This is a genomic window from Fictibacillus phosphorivorans, assembly GCF_001629705.1.
Classification (GTDB): Bacteria; Bacillota; Bacilli; order Bacillales; family Fictibacillaceae; genus Fictibacillus; species Fictibacillus phosphorivorans_A.
This window is the reverse complement of sequence record NZ_CP015378.1, coordinates 2,697,304-2,718,742: the sequence shown is the minus strand read 5'-3', so window position 1 is coordinate 2,718,742 and position 21,439 is coordinate 2,697,304. Positions and strand designations below refer to the sequence as shown.

Genomic DNA, 21,439 nt, shown 5'->3' with positions numbered 1-21,439 from the left:
ATGCCAAGACATTTGGTTTTAGGTAACGGAAAACTATTGATTAATTTAGATGAATATTTGCAGATCAGAGACATCTATTTTCCTTACGTCGGTCAGCAAAACCATGTCCAAGGACATGTTAACCGTCTAGGAGCCAGTATTAATGGCTCCTTTTCTTGGCTTTCTTCAAATGAATGGGTGATTGAGCCTGGGTACCATCTAGACTCGCTTGTTACACTCTCATACGCCAAAAACGTAAAAGAAGGCATAACGCTGAAGATTGAAGACGCCGTTCATCAAAGAGAAAATATGTTTATGCGAAGAATCACCGTTTTAAACGAATCACATGAAGAAAAAAGAATTAAAATTTTCTTTCATCAAGACCTATCTATTTATGAGAATGAAGTGGGAGATACTGCCTATTTTGATCCCGAAAAATCTGTCATTATTCATTATAAGAAGAATCGTTACTTTTTGTTTACAGGGTCATTCGATCAAAAGGGAATCGATCAATACACAACTGGTGTCAAACGGTTCTTAAGTGCTGAAGGAACTTGGAGAGATGCCGAAGATGGTCATCTTCATGTAAACCCGATCGCACAGGGGTCTGTTGATAGTACTTTTTCCGTACAAGGCATTGTTCCGCCACATGGAAAAGGAGACGTTAACTATGCTCTAACAGTAGGGAAAAGTAGAGAAGAGGTATTTTCACTCTATGATTATCTCATGGAGATCGGTCCATCGTTAACTCTAGATAAAATCGATGTGTACTGGAGAAGATGGGTAAACAAAACAAAAATCAATCCTTGCAACCTTTCTGATGAACTTCTCGATCTCTATAACAGAAGTTTGTTGATCATCCGTACACAAACCAATGAGAACGGTTATATCATAGCAGCGAACGATTCTGATATACAGCATTATAACCGTGACCACTATAGCTACATGTGGCCTAGGGATGGAGCACTAATCGCTGCTGCCGTTGCAAAAGCCGGCTTTCATGGAATGGTAAAGAACTTCTATCGGAGATGTGCAGATGTTTTAACAAAAGAGGGTTACCTTCATCATAAGTATAACCCCGACGGTTCGATCGGATCATCGTGGCACCCTATGATCGATAAAGAAGGTTCGAGCCAACTGCCGATACAAGAAGATGAAACGGCGCTCGTCCTATGGGCATTTTGGGAACATTATAAAGAAACAGGGGATATTGAGTTTGCTCAATCTCTCTATCGGTCTTTAGTGCGTCCAAGTGCAAGATTCTTGCTTCAATATATGCAAGAAGAGCTAGATCTTCCGTTGCCTTCTTATGATCTTTGGGAAGAAAGAAGAGGGATCTTTACCTTTACAGCAAGTTCTGTTTATGGTGGACTTATGGCAGCATATTCTTTCGCGACACTCTTCGGTGAAGATGATCGGGCAGACAGGTACAAGAAGGGTGCAGACCGAATAAAAGCAGGAATGGAAAAACATTTGTATGATGAAGATTCAGGCAGGTTTTTAAGAGGCATCTACCTGCTGGATGATAACGCCTATAAAAAAGACTTCACGATGGAATCTAGTATGTATGCTCTCTTTGCCTTCGGTGTTTATCCTGCCGATGATGAACGGATTGTCCGAACGATGCAGCTGATGAACGAAGAGTTGAGCATTAAGTCAGGTGTAGGCGGGATTGCCAGATATACCAATGATTATTATTTTCAGCAAACCCATGACATGACAAGAGCTCCTGGGAACCCTTGGTTGATCTGTACACTATGGCTTGCTAAATGGTATGTTCAATGCGCGAAATCCATTCAGGATCTGGAGCGTCCTCATGAAATTTTACGCTGGGTTCATGAGCATAGCTTTTCTACAGGTGTCTTACCTGAACAGCTTCATCCGTTTACAGGAGAGGCTTTGTCCGTTGCCCCTCTCACTTGGTCACATGCCACTTTTGTTGACGTTCTAAAAGAATATACAAAAGTCTATGAGAAACTTTCACAAAACTCACTTGCTCGTTAGAAAAGAATTTGTTATCATGTTATGGTATGGTTTAATAGAGAATATGACTGTTAGTAACCATGATAATGTACTTTGGTAAAGATGTGGAGGGAAACAACAATGCGTGTAAACATTACTTTAGCTTGTACTGAAACTGGTGATCGTAACTACATCACTACAAAAAACAAGCGTACGAATCCAGACCGTTTAGAGCTTAAAAAATACAGCCCGCGTTTAAAGAAATACACAGTTCACCGTGAAACAAAGTAATTTCACGTAGAAGCGCCTGAGACCCATGCAAATGAGGGATCAGGCGTTTTTTCATGCAATCAAACTCATGATATGATAAATATATCAAGGTATAGAGGGGTTTAATCCATGGATAAATCACAATGGCGAAAAGAGTTAAAACATGTGTTGCTTTCAATTGGAGAAGAGGAAAGAAAAGAAAAAAGCGAAGCGATTTCAAATCTTTTATTTCAAACAGACGAATGGAAAACAGCAGGTTGTATCGGGATTACAGTGTCACGAGGATTTGAGCTAGATACATCGTACATCATAGATCAAGCCTGGAGAGAAGGAAAGACTGTCGCTGTACCAAAGTGCTACTCTAAACATAAACAGATGGAGTTCAGAGAGATCTGTTCGTATGAGGAATTAGAAAATGTTTACATGGATCTATACGAACCTAAGGTAGAGGTTACTTCGTGCATAGAGCCGCGACAGATGAACATGATCGTCGTTCCAGGTCTTGTCTTTGATAGAGAGGGGTACAGAATTGGTTATGGGGGTGGATATTTTGATCGTTACCTACAAACTTATGACGGACCTAAACTTTCACTAGCATACACGGTGCAGACAATAAGATCTCTTCCACATGAAAGCTACGATATTCCGGTAGATATCATTATCACGGAAGATGGACGGTTTAAGTAGATGATAATCATGATAGTAGGTATCGCTCTTCTTTCCATCACTTCAGCTCTTCTACAATGGTTAACGGTCGCAGGAAGTGTAACAGCCTTTATAATGGGAGTGATTATTTACAAAGCCTTTGGCTGGCAAGGTTTGATCTTACTTGGTCTATTCTTCATAACTTCTACACTTTTGACGAAATGGAAGAAAGACAAAAAGCAGGATCAAGATGCCATACATACAGAAGACCAAAAAGGAAGAACAGCTGGTCAAGTGCTTGCCAATGGTGGGGCAGCCCTGCTTGCGGCAGTAGGTCACCTTACGATTACAGATCCTGTCTGGATCATTGTGTTCGCCGCAACCTTTGCAACAGCTACCGCTGATACGTGGGCTTCAGAGATCGGTGTTCTTTCGAAAAAAAGACCTTTTCATATTAAAGAATGGAGAAGAGTCGATCCTGGTTTATCAGGTGCCATTTCAAGTTTAGGTACAGTCGCCGCAGCGTTAGGAGCAACATTTATTGGCTACTGCTTTTATATACTCTATGATTCATCTATTGCGCTCGGGTTGTGTATTGTTTTCTCTGGATTCTTAGGAAACATAGCTGATACCTTTTTTGGAGCTTGGTTTGAACAAAAATATGTTTGTTCGATATGTAAACGAGAAACGGAGAGTCACGTTCATTGTGGGGTTAAGGCAGTAAAAGTATTTGGAAATCGTTTTTTCACAAACAATGTTGTGAACTTTTTATCTACCATTATTGGAGGTTTGATTGCAGGAGGTTTATCCTTATGGATCAAAAGTTGGTGATAGGCGTTGTTCTTGCAGGTGGGTTGTCTAGAAGGTTTGGAAGTCCGAAAATGTTCGCAAAATGCGGAGATGCGACTTTTTTTGAAAAAGCTGTAAATACGGTCACTCCATATTCAGACGAACTTGTTGCTGTTGTTCGCAATGAAGAGATAGAGAAATTAGATCAAAACCATTCCCATTCTGTTAAACTGATTTCTGATGTTGAAGCTTTTAAGGGTAAAGGTCCTTTAACTGGAATATACAGTGCGATGATGGAAGTGCATGGGCAATATTATTTGATCACGCCTTGTGATATGCCTAGGATGAGCAGTGAGATGTATGGAAAATGGTTAGACATTGCACTTCAGCAACCAGAGTATGATGCTGTTATCCCGGTATTCAACGGAAAAGTATATCCTTTAAACGGTGTGTACAAACGATCTTGTCTTTCTGAAATCAAAGAGAACTTAAAAAACGAAAACTTGAAGGTCTTATCTCTATTGAAACAAAAAAATACGAAATATATAGAGGTACATAAAGAAGACGCTCACTTTTTCAAAAATGTGAATACGAAGGAAGATCTTTTAAATCTCGGGGACGAATAAAAAATGCATTCCAAACAGAAAGTAGTAGCAAGGAGGTTTTCACATGAAAGGATTCGTGATTAAAAGCTTTTTGGTATTCCTTGCTATTGCGCTCGGCTACAGAATGAGATACCGATTGATGAATAGCGCTCTCGGCAATCCCTTTATTCGTCGTTTCTTAGTGGGAAGTGCCATGTCATTTCCAGGGTTGCGATCTAAAATGATGGATGAAATCATTTGACCATGCGATCGAAAAAAGCATTCTTCTTTGACTTAGATAATACGCTGTTTGATTATGAAGCCTCCTTTAAGAAGGCTTCTTTATTTGCATTTCGTTGCATCTTTTCTTTAGGTGATAATAACAAGAAGTTAGAAGAAAAATGGTTCCCTCATTATAAATCATATTGTGACCTCTATTGGTATGCTTATGAAAAAGCATGGATCACCCGTAAGGAATATCAGAGGAAGAGACTAGCCTCTTCCTTACATGCAGTAGGAATAAAAAATTTTAGTGACAAAGAGATCCAGCAATATCAACAACATTTTGAAGAAAATATCCATCATTTTGTAGAACCCTATCCGTGGATAAAGGAAATCATTCAACTCTTAAAACGCAAAAAGATCACGTATGGAATCATTTCTAATGGAGAAGCTGCCGTTCAGAGAAACAAAATAAAACATCTAGCTTTTGATATTCCTGAAAAACACATTTATATTTCATCGGAAATAAAAGTGGCTAAACCGAGTCCTGAAATCTTCCATGTTGTAAGAAAAAGTGTAAAAGCAAGTGCCTTTTACTATGTCGGTGATTCCTATTCATTAGATATAATTCCCGCGGTCCAAGCAGAGTGGACGGCAATATGGTGGAATCCATCAATGCTTTCTGTAACACATGACAAAGTTCTTTATCATAAATGTTTTTCAAGTGATGAATTGATCGAAATTATCACGAGATGTATTGAATGAGCTGGATGTTCTCGCCATTCGTTGTTTGAAAAAGAACGAATAGGTATTTTTTATCTTTGCTTACTAAGATGAAAGGCATGGAACTTCCGATCGGACTGATTCTCTGTCCATTCTTGGTAGTGATGCCTAAAAAGTAATTTTTATATAATCCTTCCCATAGCTTTCCGATAATTTCCTGACTTTTAGATAGAGAAAACCCAGATAGCGGTTTGTTGTTATAATCAGTTAATGACTCTAAAGAGATAACGTTATAATCATCGAGATTAATCTGATAGAAGTTTGTTGTTTGTGAAAGTGTTTGCTGCAGATATTTATTTGTTTTTTCATCCAGATCATTCTTTGCCTTTCGTTCAGTATTATCCTTAGGGATCTTAAAACCTGAGAACGTTCGACTGAGTTTTGCAGCATATAAATAATCATTACTCATTCTTTGTACAGAACGATATTTCTCCTCACTAAGATGGATCTCTCCTTGATGATAGGAGATGGCCTCCCATAGCGCTGGAACGGAACTTACTACATCTTTTTCAAGGTCTATTCCATCTGCAGAGGTTTTCCACTCTGTCATCTTATTGTTAAGCCTTCCGTTCTCAAATATCATAGCAATATCTTGCCTTAGATAAACACGTTTTGAAGTCACTGAGCGCACTTTCCAAAGTAATTCATAATCTGAAGGATTCCCATTCAGGAATGAAAGATTTGTTTTTGCTTCCGTAAAAGAGAACGTATTATCTATCGGGAAGAATGTAATGCTCTCTCGTGCTTCTTTTTTTACAAACGGCTGGTAGATGATACCTATTACAAGTATAATAATTAACAGATAAATTGAAATTCTCCACTTCATACAAATCAGCCTCCCTTTCGGACAACTTGTTCCTAAATTCTATGCAATCCTGTCCAAATTAGAAGGCTTAAGTTCAAGAAAACGTATGGAGCGGGTAAGCGAGAGGAGTTAGAATAATGCAAGTTGAAACAAAAGAGATCGTGAGTTTTATTAAAGAGCTCGTACATATCCCAAGCCCATCTGGGAATACAGAAGCAGCAATAAAGTTTATGACATCTTTCTTAGAAGAGAATCAGGTGTCATTCAAAACAACCAACAAAGGTGCTGTCATTGCGACCATTCCTGGTGAGGATGAATCGAAACACCGCCTGTTGACTGCTCATGTAGATACGTTAGGTGCTATGGTAAAAGAGATTAAAAGCGATGGCCGTCTAAGATTAGACTTAATCGGCGGATTCTATTGGAATACAATAGAAGGAGAATATTGTTCCATACATACGAATTCAGGAAAAGTGTATAGCGGCACGATCATGATGCACCAAACAGCTGCTCATGTATACAAAGGAATGAATGAACTGAAGCGTGATGAGAAGAACATGGTTGTTCGCGTAGATGAAGAGTTTCATTCTAAAAAAGATGTTGAACAAGCAGGAATCTCAGTAGGAGATTTCGTCTCTTTCCATCCTAGATTCGAACAATCGGATAGTGGATTTGTTAAGTCCCGTCATCTAGATGACAAAGCTAGTGTTGCGATTCTCATGCATGTGATCAAACAAATTAAGACTCATTCAATCAAGCTTCCTTACACGACTCACTTCTTGATCAGTAATAATGAGGAGATCGGATATGGTGGAAATTCTAATATACCAACTGAAACGGTTGAGTACTTAGCGGTAGATATGGGCGCGATCGGGGATGGTCAAGCAACAGATGAATTTACTGTAAGTATCTGTGCAAAAGACTCAGGGGGACCGTACCATTTTGGATTAAGAAAACACCTTGTTAATCTCGCTGAAAAACATGATATCGGATATAAAGTGGATATCTATCCTTACTATGGTTCAGATGCAACAGCTGCTATTCGTGCTGGTGCAGATATCGTGCACGGTCTGATCGGACCAGGCATTGATGCATCACATGCTTTTGAACGTACGCATATCAAGTCTTTAAAAAATACAGCAGAGCTTATTCACGCTTATTTGATGTCTCCGCTAGCTTAAACTAGAACTCCTTAGCCATAGCTAAGGAGTTTTCTTTTTTGTAACTATATTCGTTTTTGAACACTTAAAGGAGTTTAGGAAAATTCGTTGTTAACAAGGTATGAAACATGAAAAGAAAGTGAAGGATGATAGGGAGAGGAGTGATGAAAAAAATGTCATATCTGCCAAAAAAACAACCTCTTTCAACAAATTTTGAAGAAAACGTCCAGTATATGAAAAATCAACTAGGCGTTGACATCAGCTTTGATTGTATTCATCTTGACTTAGAGTATGCCGGAAGAAGAATGGCTTTATTTATGGTGGATGGATTCGTTAAAGATGATATTCTTCATTATTTAATGAAGTTATTAGCTGATCTTGAGCCCGGGCAATTAGATCCGGACCCCCTAGTAAAGCTTATGAAGACCTATCTACCTTATATAGAAATTTCTACGTCAGATGATCTGAATCAAGGAATCGATTGGGTATTAAGTGGCCCCACCGTTCTGATCGTTGAGGGAGTTTCTGAGATCTTACAGATCGATGCGAGAACTTACCCGGTTCGAGGGCCAGAAGAACCGGATGTTGAGCGCGTTGTGAGAGGTGCAAGAGACGGTTTCGTGGAAACAATCGTCTTCAATACCGCACTGACAAGAAGAAGAGTTCGTGATCGTTCGCTTCGAATGGAGTATATGAGTATTGGCAGACGCTCTAAAACCGATGTATGTATTTCGTATATTGAAGATATAGCGGATCCCCATATCGTTGAACGGATTAAAGACTCCTTAAAAAAAATTGATACAGACGGACTTCCGATGGGTGAGAAAACAGTCGAAGAATTTATTTGTGGTCGGCACCTTAATCCGTATCCGTTAGTGAGGTATACAGAACGCCCAGATACAGCAGCGGTACATCTATTTGAAGGACATGTGTTAGTTTATGTAGATGGATCTCCATCGGTTTTAATCACACCAACAACTTTTTGGCATCATCTGCAGCATGCAGAAGAATATAGGCAGAAACCAGTTGTTGGAGCTTATTTAAGATTTGTCCGTTTTTTAGCTGTATGGATTTCTATCTTTTTATTACCTTTATGGTACTTATTTTCCGTACAGAAAGAACTTTTACCCGTAAGTCTTTCCTTCATAGGTCCTGAAGAGATTGGTGTCGTCCCTTTGTTTTTACAGTTCGTGATCATTGAACTAGGTATGGATATGCTTAGAATGGCTACCATTCATACACCGACTTCGGTTTCCACGGGACTAGGATTAGTCTCAGCGATTGTAGTCGGCCAAGTAGCGATCGAAGCAGGTCTGTTCGTAAATGAAGTCGTGCTGTATATCGCCATTGCTGCAATCGGAACATTTGCTACTCCAACGTATGAGCTGAGTTTAGCCAATCGGTTATTGAGACTTTCCCTATTAGGATTAACAGCTTTGTTAGGTGTTCCAGGGTATATAGTGGGCTTTACAGTAGCTGTATTATTCTTTGTTTCGTTCAAATCCTTTCATATCCCCTACCTCTGGCCCTTTATTCCTTTTAATCCAAAAGCGATACGAGACGTAGTCTTAAGGATTCCAATGCCTCTAAAGAACAGAAGGCCGATCGTTTTACACCCGAAAGACCCCGATCGATAAATATTTTGACAGCTGACTATAGGTTAGCTGTTTTTTTTGTATGTAAATCTGTGCAAAGGCTTGCATTTTTCCCTATATAATTTGTTATAATGACATAGGTGATTATTATGAAAACAATGTATGATGTACAACAGCTATTAAAAAGGTTTGGAACCTTTATATATACAGGAAACAAGATCGCTGATTTAGAATTGATCCAAGAAGAAGTCAGAGAATTATACGAACAAAAACTCATTGATGTAAACGAATTCAAGAATGCGATCATCATTATTCAAGCAGCACACAATAAATTACAATAGAGGATGAGACAAGATGGAGAAATGGTTAGTTGGTGTTGATTTAGGTGGAACGACAATTAAAATTGCTTTTGTAACGTTAGACGGTCATATTGTAGAGAAGTGGGAGATTCCTACAAATATTAACGAAGATGGAAAGCATATCGTTACGGATATTACTGAATCCATCCATACAAAGTTAAATGACTTATCAGAACCGAAGGAAAAGCTTGAAGCAATCGGTATGGGAGCTCCAGGTTTTATTGATATGAAAACAGGATTCATCTACCACGCTGTCAACATCGGGTGGAGAGATTATCCTTTAAAAGAAGAGCTTGAAAAAGCAACAGGTCTTTCAGTCATCGTGGATAACGATGCTAACATCGCTGCGATCGGCGAAATGTGGCGTGGTGCAGGTGATGGAGAAGGTAACTTACTGATGGTTACATTAGGTACTGGAGTGGGTGGCGGAATCATCGTTAATGGACATATCATGCACGGAACGAATGGTATGGCTGGTGAGATCGGTCATATAACAGCCATACCAGATGGTGGTGCTGCTTGTAACTGTGGGCGTACTGGCTGTATTGAAACGATAGCTTCAGCAACAGGAATCTCCCGGATCTCAAAAGAAAAAGCTCTTAAAGACTCATCATCTTCTCTGTATAGCCTATTGCAAGAGAATGGTGAGATAAAAGCTAAAGATGTTGTGGCAGCTGCTGAAAAAGGAGATAAAGTGGCTATTGACACGTTGGATGAAGTAACCTTTCATTTAGGATTAGTCATAGCAAACCTTGCTAATAGCATTAACCCAGGTAAGATTGTTATTGGTGGAGGAGTCTCTAAAGCAGGTCACACTCTAATGGAACGTTTAGAGCAGAAATTTAAGCACTTTGCACTCCCAAGAGTTGCTGAAGGTGCTGAAATGAAAGTAGCTACTTTAGGAAACGACGCTGGTGTAATTGGAGGAGCGTGGTTAGCGAAACACAATCGCTAATCCAAGTTAAACTCTTTTTAAGAGGTTCAAAAATAAAACAAAATGTAAAATAAGGTCTTCTAGGTAATTAGAAGGAACTTTTTTTGCAGAACCTCATTTAAAAATTGATTTGTACGGCATATAAAGGGAAATTCTTTAAAAAAGAGGTAGATGGGGCGAACCGCTGTACGGCGGTTCGTTTTCATTTTTTTGAAACTTTTACGGATTAAGTTCGTCTAATGGTTTATGGATTAAAAAAAGGGGTAAAACTAATATAGTTTTGTTGTCCTATTTGTCAGAATCTTGAAATAGTACGTTAGGGTATTGAATTCTTGTTTGAAACCATTTAATATACTCTTTATGTAATCCTTTGGTTAAGGTTTTGTAAATATGTAAAAGATGAATTTACAATCTTATTCAATGCTTACCCGGATGCAAAGAGAGACTAGTTATAAGGTGAAAATGAAAATGAGAGTTCTTTTTGATTGAGGAGGTCAGAGAACATATGAAAGAAAAAATGAAACAAGCTTTTGCTGAATATAGATTTTTCTTTATAGCAATTGCTTTATTATGGATTAAGACATTTATCATTTATAAAACTGCATTTGAACTGCCGATGGACAACAAAGTTCAAGAGTTGATTCTGTTTATCAACCCGATCAGTTCTATTGTTCTTTTCTTAGGTATTACACTTTACTTTAAAGGAAGAACGCATAGAAGAATGATCGTGGCAGTCAGTGCCATCATGAGTTTTGTTATGTATGCTAATATGGTTTTCTATCGTTTCTTTAATGACTTTATTACCATTCCTGTCTTGTTTCAAACAAGCAACATGGGAGACTTAGGTAATAGTGTATTTGAATTGATTCAACCTACTGATTTATTAGTATTCATTGACATCGTTATTTTAGCTTATTTCATGAGACGAGCTGATTACCGACCTGCACGTGCTTCACGCAAGCAGATCACGATTACTTTTGCTGCTGCCATTGTTCTATTCATCGTTAATGTTGGTATCGCAGAAACTGAAAGACCACAATTATTAACTCGTACTTTTGACCGTGAGATGTTGATAAAAAACATCGGTTCATACAATTATCACATTTATGATTCCATCATTCAATCCAAAGCAAAAGCACAGCGTGCATTTGCCGATGGAAGTGAGATTACAGATATTGAGAACTATTCACGTGCAAACTATAAAGAACCTAATCCTGAAATGTTCGGGAAAGCGAAAGGTAAAAATGTTTTCGTTATTTCAGTCGAATCCACACAGAACTTTGTAATTAACGAGTCTGTAAACGGAAAAGAGATCACACCGTTTATGAATGATCTGATCAAAGACAGTTATTACTTCCCTAACTTTTATCACCAAACAGGGCAAGGTAAAACGTCGGATTCAGAGTTCTTATTAGATAATTCATTATACCCACTTCCTAGTGGAGCGGTTTTCTTTACTCATTCACAGAACCAATACAATGCAACACCAGAAATTTTGAAAGAGCAAGGTTACTATTCATCCGTACAGCATGCGAACAACAAAAGTTTCTGGAACCGTGATATCATGTATGATAATTTTGGTTACGACCGTTATTACTCATTAAAAGATTTCGAGGTAACACCTGAGAATTCGATCGGATGGGGCTTAAAGGATAAAGATTTCTTTAAACAATCCATTCCACATCTTAAAGAGATGCAAGCGATGAACAAGCCGTTCTATACGAAATATATTACGTTAACGAACCACTTTCCGTTCACTTTAGAAGAGGAAGATGAAATGATTCCAGAGTGGACATCGAGCGATGGAACCGTGAATCGTTACTTTACAACTGTTCGTTATACAGACGAAGCATTAAAAGAGTTTTTCGCAGATGTTAAAGAAGCTGGTCTATATGAAGATTCAATCTTTATCATGTATGGTGACCATTATGGTATTTCTGAAAACCATAACGATGCCATGGGTCAATTCTTAGGAAAAGAGATCACACCTTTTGAATCTACTCAATTGCAAAAAGTACCTTTGATCATTCACATGCCAGGTGAAAAAGGCAAGACGATGGAAACAGTTGGTGGACAGATCGACTTGAAACCAACCATTCTTCACTTATTAGGTATTGATACGAAGGGTGACATTCAGCTTGGCTCTGACTTGTTTTCAAAAGACAGAGAAGATTTCGCTGTCCTTCGTGATAATTCTTATATCACAAAAGACAATGTGTTCACAGATGGCAAGTGTTATGACAAAGCAACGGGTAAACCTGTTGAAGGTGAAAACAATGCTTGTGAGCCATATAGTGAACGCGCTAAGACTGAGCTCGATATGTCTGACAGAATTATTTATGGTGACTTATTAAGATTCTACGATAAAGATAAAGCAAAAGATAAAGCTGTTAAGCAAGAAGAAAAACAAAAACAGTAAGATCACAAAGCACTCAACTTCGGTTGAGTGCTTTTTTTTGCATAACTGCTTTGTGCAAACATACATCTTTAAGAGGAAGGTTAAAGGGAGGGCTCTGTTTGGAAATTGTCATGCGTAACGGCGATTCGTTCTGGTATTACTCACGTTTATTATCTATCCCTTACGTGTTGATTAAGGACTCAAATCCTAATGTAACAGCAGCGAACATGCTTGCAGGGGAGAGCGTTGAAGTCCCCGGAATGTCGTTAGAAAAATACAAGATCAAAAATGGTGACACCTTTTTCTCTATAGCAGATAAATTCGATCTACCTCTTGATGCGCTATATTTAGTTAATCCTACTGTGAAGCCAAAAGAAATATTTACGAAGGACATAATCAATATTCCAAGAATGTTGCCTTATCCTTCAATAAAATGTCAGAGGAAGTACGATACAGCTGCTCTCAATCACGATATAGATAAACTTCTTCATGTGTTTCCATTCATAAAAAGACAGCAGATCGGTAAATCTGTTCTCGAAAAACCTATAGATATGCTGGTGATAGGAAATGGAAAAAAGAAAGTTCATATTAACGGAGCGTTTCATGGTAACGAATGGATCACGTCAGGTGTCTTAATGAAGTTTATTAATGAATATGCTTCCGCGTTATCTAGTGATAAAATTTTGAACGGGTATAAAGCGTTGGACTTGTATAGAGATACTACACTTTATGCCGTACCTATGGTTGATCCAGATGGAGTCGATCTCGTTTTGAATGGTCCTCCTGAGAATTCGGAATGGAAAGAGCACGTATTAAAATTAAATAAAAGAAGCAAAGATTTTTCAGGGTGGAAAGCGAATATTCGAGGTGTAGATCTTAATAATCAATTTCCAGCAAGGTGGGAGCTTGAACAAGTGAGAAAACCAACATCTCCTGCTCCTAGAGATTACCCGGGTACGGCTCCGTTAAGCGAACCTGAAGCAAAAGTGATGGCAGAGCTTACCGAAAGAAACCAGTTTGACCGAGTAGTAGCTCTTCATACACAAGGAAAAGAATTATATTGGGGTTTTGAAGGAGAAGAACCTATGCCGATATCAGGTAAGATCGCTGATGAATTTGAGAGGGTGAGCGGATATAAAGCGATCAGGTATGTGGATAGTTATGCAGGCTACAAAGATTGGTTCATTCAAGAATTCAGAAAACCAGGATTCACGATCGAGCTAGGAATAGGGGTTAACCCGCTTCCAATAAAACAGTTCGATACGATCTATGAAGATACAAGAGGAATTCTGTTAGCGGCTCTATATATGTAATGGGTAAGTCCACCTAACTGGCTAGTTTGTTCTAAAGAAAGAAAAAACCATCAGAAACAAAATTCTGATGGTTTTTTGAGCTTTTTTAATGGCCTGTAGAGCCGCCGCTGCCTACTAAAACGTCAAGAACAGTCATGACTGTAAACCAGCCAAAAACTGCAAACGTTAAAAAGGCAAAACCTGCTGCCATTAAATTTTTAATTTTTAACGAACGCAATAATCCCAATGCAGCTAAAATAGCTACTAAGCCGAATATAATGGCTAATCCCATTATTCTGTGCCCCCTTGCTCTGGAGTAATACCAATCCTATGTATAACGCTTTCACACAGGTACAACCTTGTATTATTTTACTTGTTTTATTCGGGTTTGTCGAGTACACATTGGAACAAAATGAACTCAATTGTTAGTTTATAGGCAGAAGCCCACTTTTTAACAAGAGATCTATGCTGGTTTCCAACTACCAAATAACGTTGCTCATTCTCTATAATTTCAGCAATTAATTCTTCTTCTGTTTGAAGTAAAAACATATTTTTTTCTTGCTCTTTTCCTTCCTTGATATAGAAGACACATATCATATCAAGGTAAAGATACGTTTGATCTGAGTCGGATGTAAATCCATAATCCTCAAATAAAAGAGTCTTTCTTAAAGGTTGGATGGAAAGTAGGGGGATGGCTTCTAAAAATTTTTCACGGTTAGGTGTGATAATCAGATCTTCTTGTTGATCATGCACACCACAGATTGGGGTGGGCATTTCCATATTTTCGAAACCGAAAAATACTTTCATTTGTTTCCTCCGAAATGTTGATGTTTTTAGTGTAAGATAGAAAGTAATAACATGCAATTGGAGGTAAATAATATGAAATGGAAAAAGTTAACGGTTGGACCTGTACAAGAGAATACATATATTATCTACAATAATCTTAATGAAGCTGTAGTCATCGATCCAGGCAGTGAGGGGAAAAGGATCATACAAACGATAGAGTCATTAAAAGTGAAACCTTTAGCAATTTTATTAACGCATGCTCATTTCGATCATATCGGAGCTGTAGATGATGTGCGTGAAAGATATAACATTCCGTTGTATATACATAAAAAAGAAGCGGATTGGCTCAGTGATACAAAAAAGAATGGATCAAAATATTTTGGACAAAGCATTACGGCGAAGCCAGCAACTCATATTTTAACGAATACAGATAATACTTTAAAGATCGGCAATTTTTCATTTGAGGTGTTAACAACTCCTGGCCATTCTCCTGGTAGTGTCTCTTATTACTTGAAAAGTAGTGGAGCAGTTTTTTCAGGTGATGCATTATTTGCAGGGAGCATTGGAAGAACGGATCTACATGGTGGGGATCAAGATGTATTGATCAATAGCATTCATGAAAAGCTACTTCATCTACCAGAAGAAACGATGGTGTTATCAGGTCATGGGCCAGAAACAACGATTGGAATGGAGATGGATAGCAATCCATTCTTAAGCGGGTTCTAATCGTGCTCAAACCCAGTTTGCTGCAAAAAAAATTGGAACAAAGTGAATGGTTAACGATGGAAGAATACATGGAACATGCCCTGTATCATCCGCTAGAAGGCTATTACATGAAAGAGAACACAAAGATCGGGAAAAATGGCGATTTTTACACGTCTAGCCTCGTATCAGATGTGTTTGCTAATGTTTGGGCTGACTTGTTTATTAGGAAGATAGTAGATCAAGATCTTGAACCTATCGTCGTGGAGTTTGGAGGAGGAAGCGGTCATTTTGCTCTTCAAGTTTTGAAGAGATGGTCTTCGCGATCGGTCGAATATATCTCATATGTCATTGTAGAACCCAGTCCTTATCACAAACGTTTATTAGAAGCAAAGTTGGCTGGGTATCCTATTAGCATTTTAGGTTCATTGGATGAGCTCGTAGAGCAGTACCCATCATTCAAGGGAATTGTCTTTGCAAATGAAGTACTTGATGCGTTTCCCCTTCGCATTTTTCAACAAAAAAATGATGGATGGTATGAAAAAGGAGTCTCTTTTCAAAAAAAGACTGAAGATCTTTGTTTTCTTTATAAGAAGGTAGAAAATACATCTTTACATAAGAAGTTAGATGAAATTTTTCTTTCTAGAGATAAAACAAATGATCTTGAAGTGTCCTTTTCCATGCTTAATTGGCTAAAAACCATTTATGAATGGATTCAAAAAGACTCTTGCTTATTTTTTGTCGATTACGGATTAAGTGGCGAAGAGTGGAACACGATACGTTTAAAAGAAGGAAGTATTAGAGGCTATTATCGTCATCAAATACAAAATAACCCATTAGCATTTCCCGGGATGATGGATATTACATACCACATTGATTGGGAACAAGTGATAAGAGTAGCAGAGGATTCGAATGTTTCTACAATTCTCGTAAAGAATCAAGGAGATTTCTTATTAGAAGAAGGACTATTATCATGGTTACAGAATACGCAGAGCCTCGATCCGTTCTCGAAAGAACATAAAAGAAACCGAGCCATTCGTTCATTTCTACTCGATCACAGTTTAGCGCAAGGATTTCAAGTGATACAACAAAAAAAGCAGACCGTATTGTAACGGCCTGCTTTTTTGTGATGCTTTGGAGAACGTATTAATGTCCTCCACCAGCGCCAGGAGTCATCATAAACGTTGACCAGTATGTAAAACCAACAAAGAAAACAGTTAAATAAGCACCAAAGATATAAATATACATACGCTCAGATAAGTTCAAATACCCTAAAGAAACGAACATGATCGTTTGTCCTAAGAACAATAATGCCATGTCTTGCATATCACCTAGATATGCCATGACTCCGATGATTCCAGTCCAAAAGCCTAAAACCTTATACATTCTTGACATATGTATCCCCTCCTTTTTTCGCCAATACTTGTATCCTTTAGTATTATATATGAGTTTCCACTCACTTGTAAATGCCAATTGTAAGCGGATAAATACACAATTAAAAGATAATTCATGATTATTAGCTGTTTTTTGGTTTATTATGCCTCTTTTAAAGGTAATGTAAACCAAAAGGAGTGAGTCTTATGAGTTCTATAACATTTTACACATACCCAAGCTGCACTTCATGTCGTAAGGCAAAAATGTGGCTTAAGCAAAATAAAGTATCATTTGATGAAAGACACCTATTCAAAGAAACGCCATCAGTTGAAGAACTTAGAGAATTATTGAAACTAACAAAGTATGGAACAGAAGATATCTTAGCTAAAAGAAGTCAGTCATTCAAGTCCCTTGATGTAGATATCTATGATCTTTCTACGAACGAGCTATTAGAGTTGTTGACTAAAAACCCGAAATTGTTGAAACGTCCATTAGTGACAGACGGTAAACAGCTCATAGCGGGTTATAGTCCAGGTGATATGAAAAAATTATGCGCAACAAAAGAAAAAGAACACATTTCTAGTCATGTGTCCTGAACATAGCACTCTTTACTTCTAAAGAGTGTTATTTTTTTTGGCTGGGCTAGCTGGATTCGAACCAACGCATGACGGAGTCAAAGTCCGTTGCCTTACCGCTTGGCTATAGCCCAATGCAACAATACTAGTATGAGCTCTGTCGAAATTTATATACATACCTTTTTCGAAAAAAGGCAGGAATTGTCGTTTTATGAGAGAAATGATTAAACAATCAAATTAAAAGGGAGATGATAGTTCTTGCCGATTAAGTTGTTAGGCAATTCAATCCTTCATGAGGCTTCAGTCCAGAAAGCATCAGACATTCATTTTATACCAATAAAAAAAGGGGGAATCGTTCAATTTCGTATAGATGATCGGTTGATTGAACACCGAACTCTTTCTCAAGAAGAGTACATTAGGGTGCTGGCTCATTTTAAATATTCCGCAAGAATGGACATCGGTGAACATCGAAAGCCTCAGAGCGGTTCAATGGACGTTATGATCAATAATGTGAATGTACATCTTCGTTTTTCATCCATACCATCCGCCTTTAATGAATCACTCGTTATTCGATTACTTCCTCAGCAAGAAACATTAACTCTTCATGAACTATCCCTATTTCCTCACATGTTCCAGAAACTTTTATCCCTTATTAAACGATCCAGTGGTCTCTTGTTGTTCTCGGGTCCCACCGGTTCGGGAAAAACGACCATCTTATACTCTCTGCTTCATCACCTGCAAAAAAACTATAAACGACAAGTCGTCACATTGGAAGATCCCGTAGAACGTAAAGTAGACTCCTTTCTGCAGATGGAGATCAATGAAAAGGCAGGTCTGACATACGGCGAGGGTTTTAAATCACTTTTGCGACATGATCCCGATGTGATCATGATTGGTGAGATCAGAGACGAATCAACAGCTAGGCTCGTTATTCGAGCGTCATTGACTGGGCACCTTGTATTATCTACAATGCATGCTGCAGATTGTATCGGATGTATCGAACGTCTCCGAGAATTTGGCATTCAAGAAACAGAACTGCAACAAACATTGATGAGCATTGTATCTCAGCGTCTGATCTCCATTCCATGTCCTTTTTGCGGAGATGATTGTGTCGATTTTTGTTTTAAGTTTAGAACGTATAGAAGAGCAGGTATCTATGAGATGCTTTGTAATCAAGAATTATTAGATTTTTTAAGTAAAGTGGATTCTAACAAGCATGCTTACAAGAATCTCTCATTTTACTTTAACCATGCCTTTGCAGCAGGCTATGTAACAAAAGAGAGTTACGAAAGATGGATGGGAGGAGAAACGAAAAGTGAGAAGAAGGGACTGGAAACGGGCTTCTCAAGGGACATTTCTTTATAAGCTTGGTTTTTTGTTAGATCAAGGCTATACCATAAATAAGAGCATTGAACTAGTCCGGTCACAGCTACCAGAAAAACGGCGAGAAGTAGCAGATAACATGCTTGAGATCCTAGCTTCAGGTCATTCAGTTATCGATATTTTTTCTCCTTTACAACTGCCAAATGAAATAGTAAGTTCTTTATCGATAAACAGTGCGAATGGCAACTTAACAAAAAGTCTTATGGAGAATGGAACTTTTCTGAAGAAAAAAGCGGATTGGCGTGCGCGTTTGAATAAAGCCATAAGATATCCTCTCTTTTTGCTATTCCTCACTATTTGGATTGGGATCGTATTTTATCAATTCTTATTTCCTCAGTTTTCTATCCTATTTTCATCATTAGATGTTAAAACCCCTTTGTTTACTACATGGATGCTAACTTGTTTAGGAATCATGCCACTCATTGGGGGGTGTTTCCTCGCTTCAGGCATTACATTATGGATCGTTATGGTCATTATGAGAAAGAAAGCCAAGCCTTCTACTCAGATGGACCTATTCATGAGAATCCCCATCTTAAAACAATTTCTTATGTTGATGAACACGCACTTTTTTAGTGTGAATTTCGGCTCGATGCTGCAAAGTGGTTTATCTTTATCTGATGCTCTTCTTGTTATGGAAAAACATTTAAACAAAGGTTTTTATAAGGAGGAAAGTCAGAGGCTTCAGAAAGGTCTCTTAAATGGAGACGAACTAACTGAACTTTTACTAGCAAAATCATATTTCACAACTGAATTAGCTGAGATTGTTCGCTTTGGTTTAGCGCATGGAGAACTCGGCAGAGAGTTAATTTCTTATGGTGAGTGGATCTTTAAGGAGTTAGAAGAAAAGATCTATTCATCTCTGCAAAAAATTCAACCCATCCTGTTTGCAGGGATCGGAGTGTTTGTATTATTAATGTTTGCCTCTATGTTATTGCCTATGTTTAAACTTATGGAGGCATTATAAGGAGGAAGGATATGAAAAATGAAAAAGGATTCACATTAATTGAAATGATGATCGTTCTGTTGATCATCTCTGTGTTGATGCTTATCGCTCTGCCGAGTATGACGAAGAACAATAGTCTTGTAAAATCGTTAGGTTGTGAAGCGACCATTGATCTTGTGCAGGGACAAGTGGGAGCATATGAGGCAGAAAAAAACACGCTTCCTACGATAGAAGAACTAAAAGATGGCGGATATATTGATACGGTAACATGTCCTGACAAAAAGCCTTTGCTGATCGATAGTAAAGGAGTTGTTTCAGTGAGCGATGACGAGTGAACGAAGAGTTAGAGAATATAAAGAAAAGACAATCAGGCTTTAGTTTGATTGAGATGATGATTGTACTTTTGATCATTGCCACGATCAGTGCTGTTGCGTACCCTTCGTATGATCGTTTTAGAAAGAATCGGGAGACTGAATATTTTATTCGGACATTTCAAAAAGACATCGTTCACATGCAGCAGAAAGCAGTGAATGAAAACCGGATCTATAACTTATCGATTGATAATGAAAAACATATATACGAAGTGCGAGGGAACGGAAGTAAAGAACCTGTAAAAAAGAATTTTCCAAAGCATATCTGGTTTGAGAGCTATTCGATGTTATTATCTGTTCAATTTAATCAGAATGGTAATATCAGTCGTGCTGGGACTCTTTATATACATTCTGCTACTGCTTCGTATAAGATGGTGTTTCAACTTGGCAAAGGTAAATTTTATGTTGCAAAACAATAAGGGCTATTTACTGTTAGAAGCAATGTTCGGTGTTTTGTTGATCTCAAGTATGCTTTCAGTCTGTTTACCTTTTATCTATATCTCCTATCAAGAACAAAGAACATCAGAACAACTTCTATATGCTATGACAGAAGCAGACCATGTAGCTCGAACCAGAAATATGTCAAAGCTAATGCTAGATGAGCGGGAGTGGATAGATGACGGCATAGAGTATCAGCTTTTGACAAGAAAAGGTGGGACGGATGAATACGAAACTTGTATATCGTTCAGAGGTTCTAACCAAAAAGAGTATAAAACTTGTGCGAGTTCATTCTAGAGTCACCTTCAAAAATAACGGGTACACGCTCGTAGAATCAATGATTGCTCTAGGGGTGTTGATCGTAACGTCGTTCGTGATCACCCTATTGTTTACGCATCTACAAAAACAACCACAATCTGTTCAGTCTGAAGAAACAGCATTGTTTTTTTCTATGATCGGCAAAGAAATAAGAGAAGCAGCGACTGTTGAGGTAAGAAACAATGCTTTATTCATTTTATTACCTACCGGTGAAATGGTCAGTTTCACACGTTATCATTCTCTGATACGAAAACAAGTTAACGGATTAGGTCATGAAGTTTGGGTTCAAAATATTCAGGATATGAAAGTAGAAGAAATTGAGAATCAACATGTTTATGTCACGCTGACCGATCAGGATGGAAAACAAGCTCGTCGTAGTTATAGGAGGATCCATCATGAATGAGAGAGGGATGGTCTACCCACTAATCCTATCGCTTTGCTTTATCATTTTGATCTTCTTTAGTTTTCTAACAGAAAAAGTAGCATCGGAACGACAGTTTGTTTTTATGCAAGAAGAGCAACTGAGGCAAGTTCGATTGATTCAGCAAGGTGTAGATCGAGCTCTAATTTGGGTAGAAGATCTCTCCGTTTATCCGGCAGAACGTAGAGTAAACGTGAGTGAAGGAATATTAAAGGTCGTTTTCACGAAAATATCTGGTGATGAAGTGATGTTTTCGGTAGAAGCTGTTACTACTCGACAGTCTACAAAAAAGGTAAAAGTGTATTATAATGTAACCCAGAAAAGCGTTGCAAAATGGGTGGAGGGTTAAAA

Annotated in this window: 27 protein-coding genes and 1 tRNA gene; 23 read left to right on the top strand and 5 right to left on the bottom strand. The window is 38.1% G+C overall.

The annotated features are described in order from the left end of the window. The 7 genes from ABE65_RS14085 (at position 1) to ABE65_RS14060 (ending at position 5,216) form a co-directional block, all read left to right on the top strand. The gene (locus ABE65_RS14085) at positions 1 to 1,983 is read left to right on the top strand and encodes a glycoside hydrolase family 15 protein (RefSeq protein ID WP_066396174.1); all 1,983 of its coding nucleotides are present in this window, start codon (positions 1 to 3) and stop codon (positions 1,981 to 1,983) included. Positions 1,984 to 2,082: 99 nt separating this feature from the next. Beyond that, positions 2,083 to 2,232, top strand: a complete 150-nt coding sequence (rpmG, locus tag ABE65_RS14080; protein WP_066242361.1) for a 50S ribosomal protein L33 — start codon at positions 2,083 to 2,085, stop codon at positions 2,230 to 2,232. Between the two features lie 108 nt (positions 2,233 to 2,340). Next, positions 2,341 to 2,898, top strand: a complete 558-nt coding sequence (locus tag ABE65_RS14075; RefSeq protein ID WP_066396172.1) for a 5-formyltetrahydrofolate cyclo-ligase — start codon at positions 2,341 to 2,343, stop codon at positions 2,896 to 2,898. Then, on the top strand, positions 2,899 to 3,687 hold the full coding sequence (locus tag ABE65_RS14070) for a DUF92 domain-containing protein (protein ID WP_066396169.1): 789 nt from the start codon (positions 2,899 to 2,901) through the stop codon (positions 3,685 to 3,687). Beyond that, complete coding sequence (locus ABE65_RS14065; protein WP_066396166.1) at positions 3,669 to 4,271, top strand: molybdenum cofactor guanylyltransferase; 603 nt, start codon at positions 3,669 to 3,671, stop codon at positions 4,269 to 4,271. The genes ABE65_RS14070 and ABE65_RS14065 overlap by 19 nt, the downstream gene beginning before the upstream one ends. A gap of 43 nt (positions 4,272 to 4,314) precedes the next feature. Continuing rightward, positions 4,315 to 4,491, top strand: a complete 177-nt coding sequence (locus ABE65_RS21915) for a hypothetical protein (protein WP_153237835.1) — start codon at positions 4,315 to 4,317, stop codon at positions 4,489 to 4,491. A 2-nt stretch (positions 4,492 to 4,493) separates the two neighbouring features. Further along, positions 4,494 to 5,216 carry an HAD family hydrolase gene (locus ABE65_RS14060; protein WP_231887906.1) on the top strand — a complete coding sequence of 241 codons (723 nt, stop codon included), beginning with the start codon at positions 4,494 to 4,496 and terminating at the stop codon, positions 5,214 to 5,216. On the opposite strand, the gene ABE65_RS14055 is transcribed toward ABE65_RS14060, so the two are convergent. Next, on the bottom strand, positions 5,197 to 6,060 hold the full coding sequence (locus ABE65_RS14055) for a hypothetical protein (protein WP_066396157.1): 864 nt from the start codon (positions 6,058 to 6,060) through the stop codon (positions 5,197 to 5,199). The two genes, ABE65_RS14060 and ABE65_RS14055, sit on opposite strands and share 20 nt — an antisense overlap. A 116-nt stretch (positions 6,061 to 6,176) precedes the next feature. Here ABE65_RS14055 and ABE65_RS14050 point away from each other — a divergent pair, with 116 nt between their 5' ends. The 6 genes from ABE65_RS14050 (at position 6,177) to ABE65_RS14025 (ending at position 13,798) form a co-directional block, all read left to right on the top strand. After that, positions 6,177 to 7,220 (top strand): M42 family metallopeptidase, encoded by a 1,044-nt coding sequence (locus ABE65_RS14050; RefSeq protein WP_066396148.1) that lies wholly within the window; start codon positions 6,177 to 6,179, stop codon positions 7,218 to 7,220. Positions 7,221 to 7,363: 143 nt separating this feature from the next. Further along, complete coding sequence (locus tag ABE65_RS14045) at positions 7,364 to 8,836, top strand: spore germination protein (RefSeq protein ID WP_066396145.1); 1,473 nt, start codon at positions 7,364 to 7,366, stop codon at positions 8,834 to 8,836. A 107-nt stretch (positions 8,837 to 8,943) separates the two neighbouring features. Then, positions 8,944 to 9,135, top strand: coding sequence for a YqgQ family protein (locus ABE65_RS14040; RefSeq protein WP_066396142.1), 192 nt, complete (start codon positions 8,944 to 8,946; stop codon positions 9,133 to 9,135). Positions 9,136 to 9,148: 13 nt separating this feature from the next. Next, on the top strand, positions 9,149 to 10,108 hold the full coding sequence (locus ABE65_RS14035; protein WP_066396139.1) for an ROK family glucokinase: 960 nt from the start codon (positions 9,149 to 9,151) through the stop codon (positions 10,106 to 10,108). Positions 10,109 to 10,592: 484 nt separating this feature from the next. Continuing rightward, positions 10,593 to 12,506 (top strand): LTA synthase family protein, encoded by a 1,914-nt coding sequence (locus ABE65_RS14030; protein WP_231887808.1) that lies wholly within the window; start codon positions 10,593 to 10,595, stop codon positions 12,504 to 12,506. Positions 12,507 to 12,604: 98 nt separating this feature from the next. Then, entirely contained in the window at positions 12,605 to 13,798 is a 1,194-nt protein-coding gene (locus ABE65_RS14025) for a M14 family metallopeptidase (RefSeq protein ID WP_066396137.1), read from the top strand. Positions 13,799 to 13,883: 85 nt separating this feature from the next. On the opposite strand, the gene ABE65_RS14020 is transcribed toward ABE65_RS14025, so the two are convergent. Together ABE65_RS14020 and ABE65_RS14015 are read right to left on the bottom strand one after the other, a co-directional pair. Further along, positions 13,884 to 14,069 carry a DUF2759 domain-containing protein gene (locus tag ABE65_RS14020; protein WP_066242324.1) on the bottom strand — a complete coding sequence of 62 codons (186 nt, stop codon included), beginning with the start codon at positions 14,067 to 14,069 and terminating at the stop codon, positions 13,884 to 13,886. A gap of 86 nt (positions 14,070 to 14,155) precedes the next feature. After that, complete coding sequence (locus tag ABE65_RS14015; protein WP_066396127.1) at positions 14,156 to 14,584, bottom strand: hypothetical protein; 429 nt, start codon at positions 14,582 to 14,584, stop codon at positions 14,156 to 14,158. Between the two features lie 72 nt (positions 14,585 to 14,656). Between ABE65_RS14015 and ABE65_RS14010 the strand changes: the two genes are divergently transcribed. Together ABE65_RS14010 and ABE65_RS14005 are read left to right on the top strand one after the other, a co-directional pair. Beyond that, positions 14,657 to 15,289 (top strand): MBL fold metallo-hydrolase, encoded by a 633-nt coding sequence (locus ABE65_RS14010; RefSeq protein ID WP_066396125.1) that lies wholly within the window; start codon positions 14,657 to 14,659, stop codon positions 15,287 to 15,289. Positions 15,290 to 15,291: 2 nt separating this feature from the next. Next, positions 15,292 to 16,377 (top strand): SAM-dependent methyltransferase, encoded by a 1,086-nt coding sequence (locus ABE65_RS14005; protein WP_066396123.1) that lies wholly within the window; start codon positions 15,292 to 15,294, stop codon positions 16,375 to 16,377. A 34-nt stretch (positions 16,378 to 16,411) separates the two neighbouring features. Here the strand turns inward: ABE65_RS14005 and ABE65_RS14000 are convergent, their stop codons facing one another. After that, positions 16,412 to 16,660 (bottom strand): DUF2626 domain-containing protein, encoded by a 249-nt coding sequence (locus ABE65_RS14000; RefSeq protein ID WP_066242314.1) that lies wholly within the window; start codon positions 16,658 to 16,660, stop codon positions 16,412 to 16,414. Positions 16,661 to 16,845: 185 nt separating this feature from the next. On the opposite strand from ABE65_RS14000, the gene ABE65_RS13995 reads away from it, so the two are divergent. Next, positions 16,846 to 17,235 (top strand): Spx/MgsR family RNA polymerase-binding regulatory protein, encoded by a 390-nt coding sequence (locus ABE65_RS13995; protein WP_066396122.1) that lies wholly within the window; start codon positions 16,846 to 16,848, stop codon positions 17,233 to 17,235. 38 nt (positions 17,236 to 17,273) lie between these two features. Here ABE65_RS13995 and ABE65_RS13990 read toward each other — a convergent pair. After that, positions 17,274 to 17,348, bottom strand: a tRNA-Gln gene (locus tag ABE65_RS13990). A gap of 124 nt (positions 17,349 to 17,472) precedes the next feature. Here ABE65_RS13990 and comGA point away from each other — a divergent pair. The 7 genes from comGA to ABE65_RS13955 are packed head-to-tail and all read left to right on the top strand — an operon-like array spanning position 17,473 to position 21,437. Continuing rightward, complete coding sequence (comGA, locus tag ABE65_RS13985; RefSeq protein ID WP_066396119.1) at positions 17,473 to 18,579, top strand: competence type IV pilus ATPase ComGA; 1,107 nt, start codon at positions 17,473 to 17,475, stop codon at positions 18,577 to 18,579. Further along, positions 18,530 to 19,561: a competence type IV pilus assembly protein ComGB gene (gene comGB, locus ABE65_RS13980; RefSeq protein WP_066396117.1), complete on the top strand. Its 1,032-nt coding sequence runs from the start codon at positions 18,530 to 18,532 to the stop codon at positions 19,559 to 19,561. The genes comGA and comGB overlap by 50 nt, the downstream gene beginning before the upstream one ends. Before the next feature lie 11 nt (positions 19,562 to 19,572). Further along, positions 19,573 to 19,875 (top strand): competence type IV pilus major pilin ComGC, encoded by a 303-nt coding sequence (gene comGC, locus ABE65_RS13975; protein ID WP_066396114.1) that lies wholly within the window; start codon positions 19,573 to 19,575, stop codon positions 19,873 to 19,875. Continuing rightward, positions 19,872 to 20,330: a competence type IV pilus minor pilin ComGD gene (gene comGD, locus ABE65_RS13970; protein ID WP_066396112.1), complete on the top strand. Its 459-nt coding sequence runs from the start codon at positions 19,872 to 19,874 to the stop codon at positions 20,328 to 20,330. Before comGC ends, comGD begins: the two co-directional genes overlap by 4 nt. After that, the gene (locus tag ABE65_RS22075; RefSeq protein WP_197480306.1) at positions 20,296 to 20,646 is read left to right on the top strand and encodes a hypothetical protein; all 351 of its coding nucleotides are present in this window, start codon (positions 20,296 to 20,298) and stop codon (positions 20,644 to 20,646) included. Before comGD ends, ABE65_RS22075 begins: the two co-directional genes overlap by 35 nt. Beyond that, positions 20,573 to 21,070: a competence type IV pilus minor pilin ComGF gene (locus ABE65_RS13960; RefSeq protein WP_082861438.1), complete on the top strand. Its 498-nt coding sequence runs from the start codon at positions 20,573 to 20,575 to the stop codon at positions 21,068 to 21,070. Before ABE65_RS22075 ends, ABE65_RS13960 begins: the two co-directional genes overlap by 74 nt. Then, on the top strand, positions 21,063 to 21,437 hold the full coding sequence (locus tag ABE65_RS13955; protein WP_066396103.1) for a hypothetical protein: 375 nt from the start codon (positions 21,063 to 21,065) through the stop codon (positions 21,435 to 21,437). The genes ABE65_RS13960 and ABE65_RS13955 overlap by 8 nt, the downstream gene beginning before the upstream one ends. Positions 21,438 to 21,439 lie beyond the last annotated feature (2 nt).

Bases quoted from the DNA above. Each gene is read 5' to 3' on its own strand.
- ABE65_RS13960 (WP_082861438.1), top strand. From the start codon at position 20,573: ATGAATACGAAACTTGTATATCGTTCAGAGGTTCTAACCAAAAAGAGT.
- ABE65_RS14085 (WP_066396174.1), top strand. From the start codon at position 1: ATGCCAAGACATTTGGTTTTAGGTAACGGAAAACTATTGATTAATTTA.
- ABE65_RS14075 (WP_066396172.1), top strand. From the start codon at position 2,341: ATGGATAAATCACAATGGCGAAAAGAGTTAAAACATGTGTTGCTTTCA.
- ABE65_RS14050 (WP_066396148.1), top strand. From the start codon at position 6,177: ATGCAAGTTGAAACAAAAGAGATCGTGAGTTTTATTAAAGAGCTCGTA.
- ABE65_RS13955 (WP_066396103.1), top strand. From the start codon at position 21,063: ATGAATGAGAGAGGGATGGTCTACCCACTAATCCTATCGCTTTGCTTT.
- ABE65_RS14020 (WP_066242324.1), bottom strand. From the start codon at position 14,069: ATGGGATTAGCCATTATATTCGGCTTAGTAGCTATTTTAGCTGCATTG.
- ABE65_RS14035 (WP_066396139.1), top strand. From the start codon at position 9,149: ATGGAGAAATGGTTAGTTGGTGTTGATTTAGGTGGAACGACAATTAAA.
- ABE65_RS14000 (WP_066242314.1), bottom strand. From the start codon at position 16,660: ATGTCAAGAATGTATAAGGTTTTAGGCTTTTGGACTGGAATCATCGGA.
- ABE65_RS13995 (WP_066396122.1), top strand. From the start codon at position 16,846: ATGAGTTCTATAACATTTTACACATACCCAAGCTGCACTTCATGTCGT.
- ABE65_RS14045 (WP_066396145.1), top strand. From the start codon at position 7,364: ATGAAAAAAATGTCATATCTGCCAAAAAAACAACCTCTTTCAACAAAT.
- ABE65_RS14060 (WP_231887906.1), top strand. From the start codon at position 4,494: ATGCGATCGAAAAAAGCATTCTTCTTTGACTTAGATAATACGCTGTTT.
- ABE65_RS14040 (WP_066396142.1), top strand. From the start codon at position 8,944: ATGAAAACAATGTATGATGTACAACAGCTATTAAAAAGGTTTGGAACC.
- ABE65_RS14010 (WP_066396125.1), top strand. From the start codon at position 14,657: ATGAAATGGAAAAAGTTAACGGTTGGACCTGTACAAGAGAATACATAT.
- ABE65_RS14015 (WP_066396127.1), bottom strand. From the start codon at position 14,584: ATGAAAGTATTTTTCGGTTTCGAAAATATGGAAATGCCCACCCCAATC.
- rpmG (WP_066242361.1), top strand. From the start codon at position 2,083: ATGCGTGTAAACATTACTTTAGCTTGTACTGAAACTGGTGATCGTAAC.
- comGC (WP_066396114.1), top strand. From the start codon at position 19,573: ATGAAAAATGAAAAAGGATTCACATTAATTGAAATGATGATCGTTCTG.
- ABE65_RS14030 (WP_231887808.1), top strand. From the start codon at position 10,593: ATGAAAGAAAAAATGAAACAAGCTTTTGCTGAATATAGATTTTTCTTT.
- ABE65_RS14065 (WP_066396166.1), top strand. From the start codon at position 3,669: ATGGATCAAAAGTTGGTGATAGGCGTTGTTCTTGCAGGTGGGTTGTCT.
- ABE65_RS14055 (WP_066396157.1), bottom strand. From the start codon at position 6,060: ATGAAGTGGAGAATTTCAATTTATCTGTTAATTATTATACTTGTAATA.
- ABE65_RS21915 (WP_153237835.1), top strand. From the start codon at position 4,315: ATGAAAGGATTCGTGATTAAAAGCTTTTTGGTATTCCTTGCTATTGCG.
- ABE65_RS14070 (WP_066396169.1), top strand. From the start codon at position 2,899: ATGATAATCATGATAGTAGGTATCGCTCTTCTTTCCATCACTTCAGCT.